Annotated in this window: 10 protein-coding genes; 3 read left to right on the plus strand and 7 right to left on the minus strand. The window is 72.1% G+C overall.

Annotation, left to right across the window (positions count from 1 at the left end; translation table 11 throughout):
* From ACZ5GP_RS31685 to nsdA, 4 genes are all read right to left on the minus strand, one after another.
* The gene (locus ACZ5GP_RS31685) at positions 1-2547 is read right to left on the minus strand and encodes a [protein-PII] uridylyltransferase (RefSeq protein ID WP_468754130.1); all 2547 of its coding nucleotides are present in this window, start codon (positions 2545-2547) and stop codon (positions 1-3) included.
* Between the two features lie 81 nt (positions 2548-2628).
* Positions 2629-2967 (minus strand): P-II family nitrogen regulator, encoded by a 339-nt coding sequence (locus ACZ5GP_RS31690; protein WP_358589193.1) that lies wholly within the window; start codon positions 2965-2967, stop codon positions 2629-2631.
* Positions 2964-4322: an ammonium transporter gene (locus ACZ5GP_RS31695; protein ID WP_468754131.1), complete on the minus strand. Its 1359-nt coding sequence runs from the start codon at positions 4320-4322 to the stop codon at positions 2964-2966. Before ACZ5GP_RS31695 ends, ACZ5GP_RS31690 begins: the two co-directional genes overlap by 4 nt.
* Before the next feature lie 331 nt (positions 4323-4653).
* Positions 4654-6126: a transcriptional repressor NsdA gene (gene nsdA, locus ACZ5GP_RS31700; RefSeq protein ID WP_468754132.1), complete on the minus strand. Its 1473-nt coding sequence runs from the start codon at positions 6124-6126 to the stop codon at positions 4654-4656.
* A 430-nt stretch (positions 6127-6556) separates the two neighbouring features.
* Here nsdA and ACZ5GP_RS31705 point away from each other — a divergent pair, with 430 nt between their 5' ends.
* A complete protein-coding gene (locus tag ACZ5GP_RS31705; protein ID WP_468754133.1) occupies positions 6557-7219 on the plus strand; it encodes a bifunctional DNA primase/polymerase in 663 nt (220 codons plus the stop codon).
* A 142-nt stretch (positions 7220-7361) separates the two neighbouring features.
* Here the strand turns inward: ACZ5GP_RS31705 and ftsY are convergent, their stop codons facing one another.
* Positions 7362-8582, minus strand: coding sequence for a signal recognition particle-docking protein FtsY (ftsY, locus tag ACZ5GP_RS31710; protein WP_468754134.1), 1221 nt, complete (start codon positions 8580-8582; stop codon positions 7362-7364).
* Between the two features lie 198 nt (positions 8583-8780).
* Here ftsY and ACZ5GP_RS31715 point away from each other — a divergent pair, with 198 nt between their 5' ends.
* On the plus strand, positions 8781-10226 hold the full coding sequence (locus tag ACZ5GP_RS31715) for a purine-cytosine permease family protein (protein ID WP_468754135.1): 1446 nt from the start codon (positions 8781-8783) through the stop codon (positions 10224-10226).
* Positions 10227-10367: 141 nt separating this feature from the next.
* Positions 10368-11351, plus strand: coding sequence for an LLM class flavin-dependent oxidoreductase (locus tag ACZ5GP_RS31720; protein WP_468754136.1), 984 nt, complete (start codon positions 10368-10370; stop codon positions 11349-11351).
* A 52-nt stretch (positions 11352-11403) separates the two neighbouring features.
* On the opposite strand, the gene ACZ5GP_RS31725 is transcribed toward ACZ5GP_RS31720, so the two are convergent.
* Together ACZ5GP_RS31725 and smc are read right to left on the minus strand one after the other, a co-directional pair.
* Positions 11404-12828, minus strand: a complete 1425-nt coding sequence (locus ACZ5GP_RS31725) for a sugar porter family MFS transporter (protein WP_468754137.1) — start codon at positions 12826-12828, stop codon at positions 11404-11406.
* Positions 12829-13064: 236 nt separating this feature from the next.
* Entirely contained in the window at positions 13065-16631 is a 3567-nt protein-coding gene (smc, locus tag ACZ5GP_RS31730; RefSeq protein ID WP_468754138.1) for a chromosome segregation protein SMC, read from the minus strand.
* Positions 16632-16707: the final 76 nt, after the last annotated feature.

Consider the following 16707-nt stretch of genomic DNA (forward strand, 5'->3'; position numbering starts at 1 on the left):
TCATCCCGCCTCGCGCAGCGCCCCCTCGACCCCTTGGGCCACTTCGGCCGCCCGCGGGCCGGACAGCGGCCCGCCATCCTCGCCCGTCACGTAGAAGGCGTCCACCGCGTTCGCGCCCAGGGTCGAGGCGTGGGCGCTGCGCACCCTGACCCCGGCCGCCTCCAGCGCCCGCCCGATGCGGTGCAGCAGGCCCGGCGCGTCCTGGGCCCGGACCTCGATGACCGTCGCGAGGCGTGAGCCGGACGGCGCCACCGTCACGCGCGGCGGCGGGGCCGCGCAGCCGCGCCGCCTGGGATAGGCCGCGTCCCGTTCCCGCAGCCGCCCCGCGATGTCCAACGACCCGTCGAGCGCCCGCACCAGGTCGGCCCGCAACCGTGCGGCCTGCGGCAGGGATCCGTACTCCGCCGCCACCCGCCAGTCGAGCAGCAGCACCGAACCCCCGGCGCCTTCGATCCCGGACGGCAGCGCGACCTCCCGCAGCTCCGCCGTGCGCACGGTGAGCCGGTGCACCGCCAGCACCCCGGCCACGGCGGACAGCACCCCGGGCTGCTCCGGTACGGCGATGAGCAGCTCGACCCCGAGCGGTTCGGGGCCCTCCGAGGGGCCCTCCGAGGGGCCCTCCGAGGGGCCCTCCGAGGGCGCCTCCGAAGGGGCCTCCGCAGACCCCGTCGAGGGCTCGGCCCCTCCCTCCGCCCGCGCCCGCAGCGCGAGGACCGGCCCGCCCGTGCGGAACGCCTCCACCGCGAGCCGCTCCTGCTCGGCCGTGGGCGCCGCCCCTTCCGGGGCGGCTTCACTCGGCTCGCCCCCGGAGAGCACCGCCGTCACCCGCCTCACCAGGTCGGTGACGAGTGCGCCCCGCCATGCCGACCAGGCGGCCGGACCGGTGGCGAGCGCGTCCGCCTCGGTCAGGGCGTGCAGCAGCTCCAGGGTGCCGACCGTCCCGACGGCCTCGGCGACCCCCCGTACCGTCGCCGGGTCGTCGAGGTCGCGCCGCGTGGCGGTCTCGACGAGCAGCAGGTGGTGCCGTACGAGGCGGGCGACGACGGCCACATCGGCGGCGTCGAAGCCGACCCTGGCCGCGACATCGCGGGCGATGACCTCGCCGGCCGTGGAGTGGTCCCCCGGCCAGCCCTTTCCGATGTCGTGCAGGAGCGCGGCCACCAGGAGCAGGTCGGGCCGCCCGACCCGGCGCGTCAGCTCGGCGGCCCGGACCGCCGTCTCCACCAGGTGCCGGTCGACCGTCCACGTGTGGACGGCGTTGCGCTGCGGCCGGCACCGCACCCGCTCCCAGTCGGGCAGCAGCCGGGTGATCAGGCCCTCCGCCTCCAGCGCCTCCCACACCTCGACGGTCGGCCGCCCCGCGCCGAGCAGCGTCACCAGCTGTTCGCGCGCCTCGGCCGGCCACGGCGCGGGCAGGGGGCGTACGGAGGCGGCGAGGCGGCGTACGGCGTGCAGGGAGAGCGGGAGTCCGGCCTGGGCGGCGGCCGCGGCGGCGCGCAGCGGCAGGACGGGGTCCCGTTCGGGCCGGGCGGTGCGGGCGAGCACGGCCTCGCCGTCGTGCTCCACGACGCCCTCGGCCAGCGGCGTCCGCTCGGCGGGCGCCGCTCGACCGCCCAGCATGGCGCGCAGCCTCGGCCGCACGGACCGGGCCCGCAGCACCCGCCCGACCTCGCGCCAGGTGACGTCGCTGGCGTAGGAGACGACGCGGGCGGATTCGTACACCTGTCGCAGCAGGATGTCGGCGTCGAGCAGGCCGAGTGCGTCGGCGACCTGGTCCTGCTCCTGGAGGGCGAGCCGGTCGGTGGCCCGACCGGTGGTGAGGTGCAGCGCGTCGCGCACGTCGAGCAGGCGCCGGCGGGCGTCGGCGAGGCCCTCGCGCGGCGCGTCCGCGAGCCAGGAGGCGGCGACGGCCCGCAGCGCCGTGACGTCGCGCAGCCCGCCCCTCGCCTCTTTCAGGTCGGGTTCGAGGAGGTGGCCCAACTCGCCGTGCCGTTCGGCCCGTTCCTCGCACAGTTCGCGCAGTTCGGGCAGCCGTTTCGGGGCCTGGTTGCGCCAGTCGGCGAGGACGGCGGTGCGCAGCCCCGCGGTGAGCCCGAGGTCGCCCGCGACGTGCCGCGCGTCGAGGAGGCCGAGGTGCGCCTTGAGGTCCTCCCCGGCGGTCTTGCGGGCCTGGGCCGGCGTGCGCACGGAGTGGTCGAGGGCGAGCCCGAGGTCCCAGACGGGGTACCAGAGGCGGTCGGCGAGGGCCGCCACGTCCGCGGCGGCCGCGCTCCCGTCGTGCAGGAGGAGCAGATCGAGGTCGCTGCGCGGCGACAGTTCGCCGCGGCCGTAGCCGCCCACCGCGACGAGTGCCACGCCGCGCGGCATCAGCCGGGCGCCGGCCTGGAAGAGCCCGGCGAGCCAGTCGTCGGTGAGCCCGGACAGGGCGGCACGGCGCGGCGGCCCGGGCCGCGACTCCTCCTGGAGGAGCCGCAGCCGGGCCGCCGCGTAGCCGCTGGGTCCGGAGTCTTCCGCTTCCGTGTCGGTTCGTACGTCCACACTCGTCACCCAGCAGCTCCCGTTCAGTGCCGTTCAGTCCCGGTCCGCCCCGGTCGGTCCCGCCCCGTTCCGCTCAGTTCCGGCCGCGTGTCACAGCGCGTCGGGGCCGCGCTCCCCCGTGCGTACCCGGATGGCCGTGTCGACCGGGACGCTCCAGACCTTGCCGTCGCCGATCTTCCCGGTACGGGCGGCCTTGACCACGACCTCCAGGACCTGATCGGCGTCGTCGTCCTCGACGAGTACCTCGATACGGATCTTCGGCACGAGGTCCACCGTGTACTCGGCGCCCCGGTAGACCTCGGTGTGTCCGCGCTGGCGTCCGTACCCGCTGGCCTCGGTCACCGTCAGGCCCTGGACGCCGAAGGCCTGCAGCGCCTCCTTGATCTCGTCGAGCCGGTGCGGTTTGACGACCGCCGTGATGAGCTTCATGCGTCCACCTTCTTGTTCCGCTGAACCTGGGTGCCGGCCACGACCGGGCCGGGAAGCGCCGTCGTACGCGGGGCGGTGCCGCCGCCCGCGCCGCTGAAGTCGTAGGCGGTCTCGGCGTGTTCGACCTGGTCGATGCCCGCGACCTCGTCATCCTCGCCGACCCGCATGCCGATCGTCTTGTCGATCAGGAAGGCGAGCACCGCCGAGGCGACGAGGGAGTACGCGAGGACGGCGCCGACGCCGGCGAGCTGCTTCCCCAGTTGCTCCAGGCCGCCGCCGTAGAACAGGCCCTGCGCCTTCGACTGCCCGCCGCCGGTGGCGAAGAACCCGACGAGGATGGAGCCGGCGATCCCGCCGACCAGGTGGACCCCGACGACGTCGAGCGAGTCGTCGAAGTTGAACCGGTACTTCAGGCCGACGGCCATCGCGCACAGCAGACCGGCGATCGCGCCGATGGCGATGGCGCCGAGCGGCGAGCAGGAGCCGCCGGCCGGGGTGATGGCGACGAGGCCGGCGACCGCGCCGGAGGCCGCGCCGAGCGTGGTGAAGGCGCCGTGGCGGATCTTCTCGTAGGTGAGCCAGGCGAGCATGGCCGCGGCGGTGGCGACCTGCGTGTTGACGAACATGAGCGCGCCGACGCCGTCGTCGTTGCCGAGCCACGAGCCGGCGTTGAAGCCGAACCAGCCGAACCACAGCAGGGCCGCGCCGAGCATCACGAGCGGCAGGGAGTGGGGCCGCATCGGGTCCTTCTTGAAGCCGACGCGCCTGCCGATGACGAGGATCACGCCGAGCGCCGCGGCACCGGCGTTGATGTGCACGGCCGTGCCGCCCGCGAAGTCGATGACGCCCATCTCGAAGGCCCAGCCGCCGGTGCCCCACACCCAGTGCGCGACGGGGAAATACACGACCGTCACCCACAGGGCGACGAACAGCGCCCAGGCCGTGAACTTCACGCGGTCCGCGAGGGCGCCGCTGATCAGCGCGGGTGTGATGACGGCGAACATCAGCTGGAAGACGGCGAAGACGTAGACCGGGATGGTGTAGCCGTCCCAGAGCTGGTTGATGCCGAGGCCGCTGAGCCCGACGTAGTCGCCCTCCCAGCCGAAGAGGCTGCCGTGGTCGGTGCCGAACGCGACGGAGAAGCCGTACAGCACCCAGAGGATGGTGACGATCCCCAGGCTGATGAAGCTCATCATCAGCATGTTCAGCGTGCTCTTGACGCGGACCATGCCTCCGTAGAAGAAGGCCAGTCCCGGTGTCATGAGCATCACCAGGGCGGAACAGATGAGCATGAACCCGGTGTTCGCGGCGGACAGCTCGGGGGCGTCTGCGGCGATCGTGATGCCTGGGGGCATCGGCGTCTCCTCGTCGTATGCGGCCCGTGCGGGCGAAGCCTGTGCGGTACCGAGGGGGCCCGTGCTCCTGGGGAGGTCGGGGCTGTGGGCCGGTTATGCGCCATGAGATTGGCGCAGCGCGGTTTCGGCGGGCGCCCCTCGATGTTTCACATCGGTGACGAAGAGGTCGTGCGTGTTACGCGTCCATGAACTGCCGGGTCACGCGGGGTGCGATTTCCTACCCTGCCCACGGCGCGAGAACCGGCCGCGGCGGCCATCCGGCTGACCTGGCGGGGGAGCCGAGTCGGGCGTTCGGGATGGTCTCCGCGGCCGGGGCCGGTCGTGCCGGGACTCAGACCGCCTCCGCGGTCTCCGGCATCTCGATGGCGAGCCGTTCGGTGAAGTGGACGACTTCGGAGACGTCCCCGAAGTCCCGTACGGCGGTGTCGACGGTCTTGCGCAGGCGGGTGTTCACCCGCTCGGAGCGGACCTTCTTGGCGATGTCGAGGGCTTGCCCGGCGAGGACCGTGCACTGCTCGGGCTCGCGTTGCAGCAGGTGGACGGTGGCCTTGCCGATGAGGTTCAGGGCGTACGAGCGCTGGTGCTCGGCGTCCGCCCCGAAGAGTTCCACGGCGCGGTCCATGACGGGCTCGGCCAGCGAGGCGTACGTGGGGCTGCGGCCCGCCACATAGGCCAGGTCGCGGTAGGAGTGGGCGTTCTCGCCGTTCAGCTCGGCCTCGGAGAAGAAGCGGATCCAGTCCGGCTCGGGCTCGTCGAACTCCTCCGCGTCGGCGAAGGTGTCCTCGGCCATCCGGACGGCCCGCTTGCACTTGCCGGGCTGGCCCATGTTGGCGTAGGCGCGGGCCTCCATCGCATACAGCATCGCCTGGGTGCGGGGGCCGGCGCAGTCCCGGCTGCCGTACTGCGCGAGGTGGATCAGTTCGAGCGCGTCGTCCGGCCGGCCCAGGTGGATCATCTGGCGGCTCATGCTGGAGAGGATGTACGACCCGAGGGGCTTCTCGCCCGCTTCCTTCGCGGCGTGCAGGGCCAGGACGAAGTACTTCTGGGCGGTCGGCTGCAGGCCCACGTCGTAGCTCATCCAGCCCGCCAGCTCGGCCAGCTCGCCCGCGACCTTGAACAGGCGCTTGGCGGTGGCCGCGGGCTGGGGCTCCTGCAACAGGTCCGTCACCTCGTGCAGCTGACCGACGACGGCCTTGCGCCGGAGCCCTCCCCCGCACTGGGCGTCCCACTGGCGGAACATCACCGTGGTGGACTCCAGCAGGTCCAGCTCGGGCTTGGACAGGCGCGCCGGGCGCCGCGACGCGGCGGGCTCGGGCTCCTCGCGGGGCGCCGGCGGCGAGGGCACGAGCCAGCGCTGCATGGGCTCGATGAGGGCGGGTCCCGCGGAGAGCGCGAGGGAGGTGCCTAGGAAGCCCCGGCGGGCCAGCATGAGGTCGCTGCGCGAGAACTCGCTGATGAGCGCTACGGTCTGCGGCCCGGTCCAGGGCAGGTCGACCCCGGAGGAGGCGGGGGTGCGGTGTGCGGCGCGCAGCCCCAGGTCCTCGACGGCGACGACGCAGCCGAACCGCTCGGAGAACAGCTCGGAGAGGATGCGCGGGATCGGCTCGCGGGGATTCTCGCCGTCCAGCCAGCGGCGCACCCGGGAGGTGTCCGTGGAGATGTGGTGGGCGCCCAACTGCCGCGCTCTGCGGTTCACTTGGCGCGCCAGCTCGCCCTTGGACCAGCCGCTGCGCGCGAACCAGGACGTGAGCATCTCATTGGGGCGCTTCTCAGCGTTCGTACCGCTTCCGCCACTGCCGCCCACTGGAACGCCCCCATCCTGAAGACACCGCGCGCAATCCGCGCTGCGCACTGTCCAAGCCCTAACAGAATGCCGCCTGTCGCGGCCGTCCGTCCGGAGAATGTCACCCGTCGAACAGGAAACCGACTTGCCTCCGGCATACCCGCGGGTGCTCGAAATCCGAGGGACGTGTACTCAAAGTAATCCTACGATCACCGCCCCGGCGAGGGCGATCGCGGAAACGCCACCATTCGCCACCCCTTCGCATGAACTCCCGCTCCACTGCGCGCGATTGACTTGACACCGGACGACAGAAAGTGGCGGAAAGGAGTGCGCCGGGGCGCATGTCGCCGGGCGCACCACCCCTGAGACCACCAAGCGCCGTCTCAAGAACAGAGGGTCACGTTCCGATTCCCTCACGTAACCGCGGCACGCTCGACCCGTTGGAGGGGGCATGGGCTTCACGATCGGCGGCACCCGGGGGACCGACAGGCTCCGGACCGGTTCAAAGCGGCGCGGCCGCCCCTCGGACTGCACGGCGGTGGCGGAGTACACGGGGCTGTGGGGCTGGGCCGCGGTGCCCGGTGCCCGCGCCCTGGACGGCGCCTGCTCGTGCGGCACCCCGGACTGCGCCGTCCCCGGGGCGCACCCCTTGGGCTTCGCCCCGGAGATCCCGGCCGGGGCCACGCTCGGCGAAGTGGCGGACGCCTGGGCCGAGTTCCCCGGCGCGGCCGTGCTGCTGCCGGTGGGGCGGGCCTTCGACGTGATCGAGGTGGCGGAGACGGCGGGGCGGCGGGCGCTGGTCCGGCTGGAGCGGATGGGCCTGCCGCTGGGGCCGGTGACGGTCACGCCCGAGGGCCGTGCGCAGTTCTTCGTCGCTCCGGGCGCCGCCGCCGAACTCCCCCGACTGCTCTACCGCATGGGCTGGGACGACGCCGACCTGGACCTGCACGGCCTCGGCCCGGGCGACCACATCACGGCGCCCCCGTCCGACCGCGGCGGTCTCGGCCCCGTCCGCTGGCTGCGCTCCCCCGCGCTCGACACGGCGACGGACCCGCCGCAGGCGCGGCTCCTGCTCGGCACGCTGGCGTACGTGGCGCACCGCTCCCCGGCGTAGGCGCCGACGTCCGTGGCGCTCGGCCTTCGCGGGCCGGCGGGCAGGCAAAGGCCCCCTCACCACACACCGTGCGAGGGGGCCTTGGGGTACGCCGTACGTAAGAGCGCGGCTCGGCTCCTACACGTACGGCGACATGGTGGAATTACTCCCCGATCAGCGCGTCCACGAACGCCTCCGGCTCGAACGGCGCCAGGTCGTCCGCGCCCTCGCCGAGGCCGATGAGCTTGACCGGCACGCCCAGTTCGCGCTGGACGGCGACGACGATGCCGCCCTTGGCGGTGCCGTCGAGCTTGGTCAGGACTATGCCCGTGATGTCCACGACCTCGGCGAAGACCCGCGCCTGCACCAGGCCGTTCTGCCCGGTCGTGGCGTCCAGGACCAGCAGCACCTCGTCCAGCGGGGCGTGCTTCTCCACGACGCGCTTGACCTTGCCCAGCTCGTCCATCAGGCCGGTCTTGGTGTGCAGGCGGCCCGCCGTGTCGATGAGGACGACGTCCGCGCCCTCGGCGATGCCCTCCTTGACCGCGTCGAAGGCGATCGACGCGGGGTCGCCGCCCTCGGGACCGCGGACCGTGCGGGCACCGACGCGCTCGCCCCAGGTCTGCAGCTGGTCGGCGGCGGCCGCGCGGAAGGTGTCGGCGGCGCCGAGGACGACGGAGCGGCCGTCGGCGACCAGGACGCGCGCGAGCTTGCCGGTGGTGGTGGTCTTGCCGGTGCCGTTCACCCCGACGACCATCACGATGCCGGGCGTCTCCAGGCCCGACTCGGTCCGCACGGTCCGGTCGAAGTCCGTGCCGGCGCCCGTGCCGAGCAGCGCGATCAGCTCTTCGCGCAGCAGCGTGCGCAGCTCGTCAGGGGTGCGGGTGCCGAGCACGCGCACGCGCTCGCGCAGCCGCTCGACCAGCTCCTGGGTGGGTGCGACGCCGACGTCCGCCGTCAGCAGGGTGTCCTCGATCTCCTCCCAGGTGTCCTCGTCGAGGTGCTCGCGGGACAGCAGCGTGAGCAGCCCCTTGCCGAGCGCGTTCTGCGAGCGGGAGAGCCGGGCGCGCAGCCGGATCAGGCGGCCGGCGGTGGGCTCGGGGGTCTCGATCTGCGGGGCGGCCGGTTCCTCCACGACGACCGGGGCCGTCGCCGAGGGCTCGACGAGCGGGAGTTCCACCTCCTCGATCGTGCGGCGCGGTTCGTCGCGCGGCGTCTCGGCCTCGTCGCCGACCTTCGGTTCGGCGGGAGGGGCGGTGATGGTGGGCGCGGAGGACGGGGCCTGCGAGGGCAGCTGCTTCTTCTTGCGGCTGCCGATCACGAGCCCGCCGAGCGCGCCGATCACGACCACGGCGATGACTACAGCAAGGATGACGATTTCCATAACCCACCCAGTATCCGCCATGGCCCTCCCCGGGGCCCAGATTGTGTCTTCCTCCAAAGAACATATGCCCCTAGAAGCCACTACTCGGATTAAAGTACGATGGATGTCCCCGCATCAACGCGCGTAGAGTCCATCGCGATTACCCCCACCGACGGATCGCGACGTTGCGAGCCGAGCGAGAGGCACGGACCCACCCCCATGAGCAGCACCACCGCCGAACCCGAAGGCGCCCTCGAAACACGCGGCCTCGAACCCGTCCCGGACGCCGAGCGCACGGGCCGCACCCGCGAGCTGTTCCCCACCTGGGTGGCGGCCAACATCAGCGTCCTGCTGCTCACCATGGGCGCGGGCCTGGTGGTCTCCAACGGCCTGAACTTCTGGCAGGTCCTGGTCGTCGCGCTGGTCTCCCCCCTGCTGAGCTACGGCATGGTCGGCCTGATCTCCATCTCCGGCAAGCGCGGTGGCTCGCCGGGCATGACGCTCTCGCGCGCGGTCTTCGGCCAGCGCGGCAACCTCTTCCCCGGCGCGCTGATCTGGGTCGCCCGCTGGGGCTGGGAGACGATCAACGCGGTCACGGGCGCGTACGCGATCATCACGGTCCTGGACATCTGCTTCGGCGTGGAGTCGAGCACCTGGCTGACCGTCGTCACGCTGGTCGCCTTCGTCGCCTGTACGTTCCTGATCAGCGGCCTGGGCCGCAAGATCCTGCACATCTGCAGCACGTGGTCGACGTACGCCTTCGGCGCGTTCAGCGTGCTCGTGCTGATCTACCTCCTGGCCGAGACCGACTGGTCGGCCGTCTTCGACAAGCCCGCGGGCTCCACCGCGATGATGGTCGCGGGCGTCGGCACCATCGCCGCCGGCGGCATCAGCTGGGTCCCCACCGGCCCCGACTTCACCCGCTACCTCCCGCGCAACGCCTCGAACAGGCCGCTGGTCGGCCACGCGGTCGGCGGCGCCGCCATCGTGGTCGTCCCGATGGTCCTGATGGGCGCCGTCATGGCGGTCTCCGCGCCGAAGCTCTCCACCGCGCAGGACCCGGTGTCCTTCCTCGGCTCGCTGCTGCCGACGTGGATCGCGGTGCCGTACCTGATCATGGCCCTGGTCGGCATGCTGCTGATCAACTCCATGTCGATGTACTCCGCGGGCTTCACCGCGATGACCCTCGGCATCAAGGTCCCGCGCGCGTGGGCGGTCAGCGTGAACGCCGTCATCAGCCTGATCTTCGGCTACATCCTGATGAACGTGGCCACCAGCTTCATGGGCTCGTTCATCTCCTTCCTCACCCTGCTCGCCGTCGCCTTCTCCGCCTGGATCGGTGTCTTCGGCATCGACATGCTGCGCCGCACGACGTACGACGGCCGGGCCCTGATGGACACCGGGCGCACGAGTGCCTACTGGTACAAGGCGGGCTTCGCCTGGCAGGCCATGACCGCGTGGGCGCTCGCCCTGATCGTGGGCCTGCTCTTCACGAAGGTCGACTGGTTCAGCGGTCCGCTCGCCACGTCCTGGATCGGCCGCCACGGCCTCGGCTGGCTGACCACGATCGTCGTCGCGGCCGTGCTGTACGCGCTGCTGCCCAAGACCCCGCCGGTCGAGAAGGACGCGACCGGCCAGGGTGAGACGGAGCTGGTCTCCGCCTGAGGCCCGGCGCCCCCGCGGCCGCCTGATCCCCGCCAAGTTCCGCGCGGGGGCGGGGCGAGTCCCGTACGAGGCTATTCATCTGACTTCACGTCAGCTAACGTCCCCCTTCGCCGCCCACGCACGGTGAAGGGGGACGTTCCCATGCCCACCACAGTCGTACGGTTCAACCTCGTCGATCCCGCGGCGACGCCCGCCTCACTCAGCGAGCGCTACCAGGCGGCGCTGGAGATGGCCGCGTACGCGGACGACCGGGGTATCGCCACCATCCAGACGGAGGAGCATCACGGCGCCGAGAACAACTGGCTGCCCTCCCCCTTCGTCTTCGCCGGCGCGGTCCTCGGGGCGACGCGGCGGATCGCGGTGACGGTCTCCGCGATCATCGGCCCGCTGCACGATCCGCTGCGGCTCGCGGAGGACGTCGCCGTGCTCGATCTGCTCAGCGGCGGCCGGCTGGTCACCGTGGCGGGGATCGGCTACCGGCCCGAGGAGTACGAGCGGGCGGGCGTCGACTTCAGGCACCGGGGCCGGCTCCAGGACGAACTGCTCGACACGCTGCTCAAGGCCTGGACGGGCGAGCCGTTCACCTTCCGCGACCGCAGGGTGCGCGTCACCCCGCGCCCCTTCACCCAGCCCCATCCGCTGCTGCTGGTCGGCGGCTCCTCGAAGGCGGCGGCCCGGCGCGCGGCCCGCCTCGGTCTGCCGTTCTTCCCGAGCGCGCACCTGCCCGACCTGGAGGCGTACTACCACCGGCAGCTGGCGGAGCACGGCACCGAGGGCTGGACGATGATGCCCGCCGCGAAGACCCCGCTGCTGCACATCGCCGACGACCCCGACCGCGCCTGGGCCGAACACGGCGAGCACTTCCTGCACGAGGCCCGCACCTACGCCTCCTGGCAGTCCAAGGACATCCGCTCGGCGGTGAGGTCGGCGGCGACCACCGTGGCCGGGCTGCGCGCGGAGGGCGTCTACCGCGTCCTGACGCCCGAGGAGTGCGTGGCGTACGCGAAGGAGGACGCCGCTAACCTCGTCCTGCATCCGCTCGTCGGCGGGATGCCGGTGGACGAGGGCTGGCGCAGTCTGCACCACTTCTGCGAAAACGTACTGCCCCGGCTCAAGGACAAGTGAGCACGAGTCCTTCAGCCGGGGCAGCTTCCTGATGAGGAGGGGGCAGCGGGGTTTAGCCCATCTCCTCCAGGGCCTTGCCCTTCGTCTCCTTGACGAACTTCATGACGAAGGGGATCGAGATCGCGGCGAACGCGCCGTAGATGATGTACGAGCCGCTCAGCGACCACTCGGACATGCTCGGGAAGGTCTTGGTGATCGCGAAGTTGGCGAGCCACTGCGCGGAGGCGGCCACACCGAGCGCGGCGGCGCGGATCCGGTTGGGGAAGATCTCGCCGAGCAGCACCCAGACGACCACACCCCAGGACAGGGCGAAGAAGAGCACGAAGGCGTTGGCGGCGATGATCGCGGTCAGGCCCTGCGCGTTGGGCAGCGAGACGTCGTCACCGGAGCCGGTCCGGTACGAGAACGCCCAGGCCATGGTGAACAGCGCGGCGGCCATGCCCGCGGAGCCGATGATCGCCAGCGGCTTGCGGCCGATGCGGTCGACGAAGATCATCGCGATGACCGTGCCGACGATGTTCACGATCGAGGTCTCGAACGAGTACAGGAACGAGCTGGAGGGGTCCTTGCCGATCGACTGCCACAGCTGGTTCGAGTAGTAGAAGATCACGTTGATGCCGACGAGCTGCTGGAAGACCGAGAGGCCGATGCCGATCCAGACGATCGGCAGGAAGCCGACCTTGCCGAGCAGGTCCTTGAAGGACGGCTTGTGCTCGCGGTGCAGGCCGTGCTCGATCTCCGCGACGCGGGCGTCCAGGTCGATGGCGTGGCCCTCGACCTCGCCGAGCACCTTCTTCGCCTCGGTCTGCCGGTTGGCCGAGATCAGGAAGCGCGGCGACTCGGGGATGATGAAGGACAGCAGGCCGTACAGGACGGCAGGGATGACCATGACGCCGAGCATCCACTGCCAGGCCTCCAGGCCCATCAGCTTGCCGCGCTGGTCGCCGTCGGCCATGTTCAGGATGCCCCAGTTGACCAGCTGGGAGACCGCGATGCCGATGACGATGGCGGCCTGCTGGAACGAGGCGAGCCGGCCGCGGTAGGCGGGGGGCGCGACCTCGGCGATGTACGCCGGGCCGATCACCGAGGCCATGCCGATGCCGATGCCGCCGATCAGGCGCCACATGGTCAGGTCCCAGGCCGCGAAGGGCAGGGCGGAGCCGATGGCGCTGGCCGCGAAGAGCAGGGCCGCGATCTGCATGCACCGGATGCGCCCGATGCGGTCGGCGACGCGACCGGCGACGGCGGCACCGACGGCACAGCCGAGCAGCGCGGTGGCGATGATCCAGCCGAGCGTGTTGGCGTCGACGTCGAAACGGTGCTGGATGGCGACGGTCGCGCCGTTGATCACCGAACTGTCGTAGCCGAACAGGAAGCCACCCATCGCGGCGGCCGCCGTAATGAAGATGACATGGCCGAGATGGTCCGGATGGGCCTCTCTGGCTCCGGACTGTGGCGCCTGCGATGTGCTGGTCACATGTACTCCTCGGGCCACCGGCTGCACTGCCGGGGGTGGGGGCGAGCTCTTCAAGTGGCGCACAACTTCACGCCGCCCACCACCTGAAGGTAAAAGCAACGTTGCAGAGACTATGCCTTCAAGTTTCGAAGTCAATAGTTGTTGAGCTGTGAATTTTCAGGCATCGTGAGGCTGCTCATGTTCAAGTGTTGAAGACAGTTCCTCGTGGACGGCAGGACGGAGCGAGCCGGCGGCGGCTAGCGGAGCCGCTGGCTGATCACCTTGGAGACGCCGTCGCCCTGCATCGAGACGCCGTAGAGCGCGTCCGCGACCTCCATCGTGCGCTTCTGGTGCGTGATCACGATGAGCTGCGAGGCCTCCTGGAGCTCCTGCATGATCCGGATCAGCCGCTGGAGGTTCGTGTCGTCCAGCGCCGCCTCGACCTCGTCCATGACGTAGAACGGGCTGGGCCGCGCCTTGAAGATCGAGACGAGCAGCGCCACGGCCGTCAGCGACCGCTCACCGCCCGAGAGCAGCGAGAGCCGCTTGACCTTCTTGCCCGGCGGCCGGGCCTCGACGTCCACGCCCGTCGCGAGCATGTTGTCCGGGTCGGTCAGCACGAGCCGTCCCTCGCCGCCGGGGAACAGCCGCGAGAAGACGCCCTCGAACTCCCGGGCCGTGTCCCGGTAGGCCTCGGTGAAGACCTGCTCGACGCGCTCGTCGACCTCCTTCACCACTTGGAGGAGGTCGGCCCTCGTCTTCTTCAGGTCCTCCAGCTGCTCGCTGAGGAACTGGTGCCGTTCCTCCAGCGCCGCGAACTCCTCCAGGGCCAGCGGATTCACTTTCCCGAGCTGCTGATACGCCCGTTCGGCTGACTTGAGCCGCTTCTCCTGCTCGGCGCGGACGAACGGCACCGGACTGTTGCGCGGGTGCTCCGGGTCCTGCGGCAGCTCCTCCCCCTCGGCGGGGGGCGAGGGCGGCACGAGCTGGTCGGGGCCGTAGTCGGCCACGAGTCCCGCCGGTTCCACACCGAGTTCCTCCAGTGCCTTGGCCTCCAGCTGCTCGATCCGCAGCCGCTTCTCGGCACCGAGTACCTCGCCGCGGTGGACTGAATCCGTCAGTTTGTCGAGTTCCGCCTTCAGCTCTCGCCCCCGGCCGCGTTCGGCGGCCAGTTCCCGCTCCCGCACCTCCTTGGCCCGCTCGGCCGCGGCGCGCTCCTCGTCGGCGCGTACGAGGGAGACCTCGACGTGGGCGAGCAGCTGGCGCCCTCCGGAGGCGACGGCTTCGGCGACGGCGGCCTCATGGCGCAGCCGCGCCTTGCGCTGCTCGGCACGCGCGCGTGCCTCGCGCTCGGCGCGGGCGGCCCGGTCCAGGGAGTCGGCCCGCCCGGCGAGCCCTTTCACCCGCTCCTCGTGCGTACGCGCCTGGAGCCTGGCCTCCATCTCGGTCTGGCGGGCGTTGGCCCCGTCGGCGGCGAGCCGGTCGCGCACGGAGGTGTCGGGCTCCTCCTCCCCGCCCTCGGTGGAGGCGGCCGCCTCTTCGGCCACCGCGAGCCGCTCCGCGAGTTCCTCGGCCTCCTCGACCGCGCGCTCCAGGGCCTGCTGGGCCTTGGCCGCCGCGGCGGCGGACCGCTCGGCCTCGCCCGAGGCGCCCCGCGCCTGCCCCGCGAGCCGCCCCAACTGCTGGGCTACGGAGGACTTCTCCCGGTCGGCGGCCCTGCGCCGCTCCCCCAACTCCTCGACGAGCGCGGCGCATGTCGCCCGCCGCTGCCCGGCCCGGCTCTGCTCCGCCGCCAGTTCCTCGCACCGCACCGCCAGTTCGGCCAGCTCCGCCGCGGCCTCGTCCACGGAGGCCTGCACCTCCAGCAGGCTGGGCGCCCCGGCGGAGCCGCCCTGCGCGAAGTGCGCGCCGAGCAGGTCGCCCTCGGCGGTGACGGCGGTCAGCTCCGGGTGGGCGTAGACGAGGTCCTCGGCGTCCTCCAGCGTGCCGACGGCGACGATCCCGCGCAGCAGCCGCCGCACGGCCGGCATCAGCTCCTCGGGTCCCCGCACGAGATCCGCGACGTACGGCGGTCCATCGGCGCGCCCCGGCCGTACCTCGTCCGGGGCGCCGGCCGGCAGCAGCGCCGCCCGTCCCGCGTCCTGCTTGCGCAGCAGCCGGATGGCGTCGGCCGCGGTGCCCGGTCCGCTCACCACGAGGGCGTCGGCCCCGGCGCCGAGCGCGGCGGCGACCGGCACCTCGTATCCGGGGGCGACGGTGAGGAGTTCGGCGGCGGGGCCGAGGAGGCCCGTCAGCTGGTCCCTGGCGGCGAGCAGCGCGCCGGTGCCGTCCTTGCGCCGCAGTCCGAGGGCGAGCGCGTCGTGGCGGGCGGCGACCGCGGCCCGCTTGCGCTCGGCGGCGGTCGCCTCCTCCCGCGCCGCGGTGAGCGCGGCCTCTGCCTCGGTGAGGTCCCGCTTGGCCGCGTCGTGCCGCGCGCCGAGCTCGGCGTCGTCCGCGTCGAGCCCGTCCACCTCTGCCTTGAGCTGCTCGTACTCCTCCTGGGCGGCGACCGCGCGCTCGGCGGCCTCGTCCCTGGCGAGGGCCAGCCGGTCGATCTCCGCCTGGGCGGAGGCGGCGCGCGAACGGGCCGCGTTGACCTGGCCGCCGAGCCGGGCGAGGCCCTCGCGCCGGTCGGCGATGGCCCGGGCCACGTCCTTGAGCCGCCGCTCCTCGACCGCCAACTGCCGCTCCAGCTCGGCACGGTGGGCGACCGTGTCGTCCAGCGCCCGCTCGGCGGCCTCCAGGGCGGCGGTGAGCTCGGCTTCCTGTTCCCGGATCCGCGCGGCCTCGCGCTCCATGTCCTCGGGGTCGCGTCCGCGCCGCTCCTCGAGGGGCGCGGCGGTGGCGCTCCTGACCCGGGCGTCGGCCAGCGACACGGTGCCGCGCACCCGTTCGGCGAGCTGCGAGAGTCCGTACCAGGTCTGCTGGGCCCGCTGGAGGCGCGGGGTGAGGCGCCGCACCTCTTCCTCCAGCTGTGCCTCGCGCTGGAGGGCGGCCTTGAGCAGGGACTCGGCGCGTTCCTTGCGTTCCTTGAGGGCGGCCTCGTCGGCGATCTCGGCGGTCAGCGCCTGACGCAGCCGTACGAGGTCGTCGGCGAGCAGCCGCAGCCGGGCGTCACGCAGATCGGCCTGGATGACGGCGGCCCGGCGGGCCACGGCGGCCTGCCGGCCGAGCGGTTTGAGCTGGCGGCGCAGCTCGTCGGTCAGGTCCTGGACGCGGGCGAGGTTGGCGCGCATCGCGTCGAGCTTGCGCAGGGCCTTCTCTTTGCGCTTGCGGTGCTTGAGGACGCCCGCGGCCTCCTCGATGAAGGCGCGGCGCCCCATGGGGTCGGCGTGCAGCACGCCGTCGAGCTGGCCCTGGCCGACGATGACGTGCATCTCGCGGCCGATGCCGGAGTCGGAGAGCAGTTCCTGGATGTCGAGGAGGCGGCAGGTCTCGCCGTTGATCTGGTACTCGCTGCCGCCGTTGCGGAACATGATCCGCGTGATGGTGACCTCGGCGTACTCGATGGGCAGGGCGCCGTCGGAGTTGTCGATGGTGAGGGAGACCTCGGCGCGGCCGAGCGGGGGGCGCCCGGTGGTGCCGGCGAAGATGACGTCCTCCATCTTCCCGCCGCGCAGGGATTTGGCGCCCTGCTCCCCCATGACCCAGCTGAGCGCGTCCACGACGTTGGACTTGCCGGAGCCGTTCGGTCCGACGACGCAGGTGATGCCCGGTTCGAACTTCAGTGTCGTGGCCGACGCGAAGGACTTGAATCCGCGCAGGGTCAGGGCCTTGAGATGCACGCCGTCGGACTCTACCTTTCACTGACCGTTTCACCGATGAAGGTGCAGGGCACATCAGACGGTAAAGGAAGCAGCG

It is taken from the genome of Streptomyces sp. NPDC031466, from assembly GCF_055581265.1.

What these genes read in the sequence shown, in the direction of transcription:
- ACZ5GP_RS31690 (WP_358589193.1), bottom strand. Translation starts at nt 2,967, where the DNA reads ATGAAGCTCATCACGGCGGTCGTCAAACCGCACCGGCTCGACGAGATC.
- ACZ5GP_RS31695 (WP_468754131.1), bottom strand. Translation starts at nt 4,322, where the DNA reads ATGCCCCCAGGCATCACGATCGCCGCAGACGCCCCCGAGCTGTCCGCC.
- ACZ5GP_RS31705 (WP_468754133.1), top strand. Translation starts at nt 6,557, where the DNA reads ATGGGCTTCACGATCGGCGGCACCCGGGGGACCGACAGGCTCCGGACC.
- ftsY (WP_468754134.1), bottom strand. Translation starts at nt 8,582, where the DNA reads ATGGAAATCGTCATCCTTGCTGTAGTCATCGCCGTGGTCGTGATCGGC.
- ACZ5GP_RS31715 (WP_468754135.1), top strand. Translation starts at nt 8,781, where the DNA reads ATGAGCAGCACCACCGCCGAACCCGAAGGCGCCCTCGAAACACGCGGC.
- ACZ5GP_RS31720 (WP_468754136.1), top strand. Translation starts at nt 10,368, where the DNA reads ATGCCCACCACAGTCGTACGGTTCAACCTCGTCGATCCCGCGGCGACG.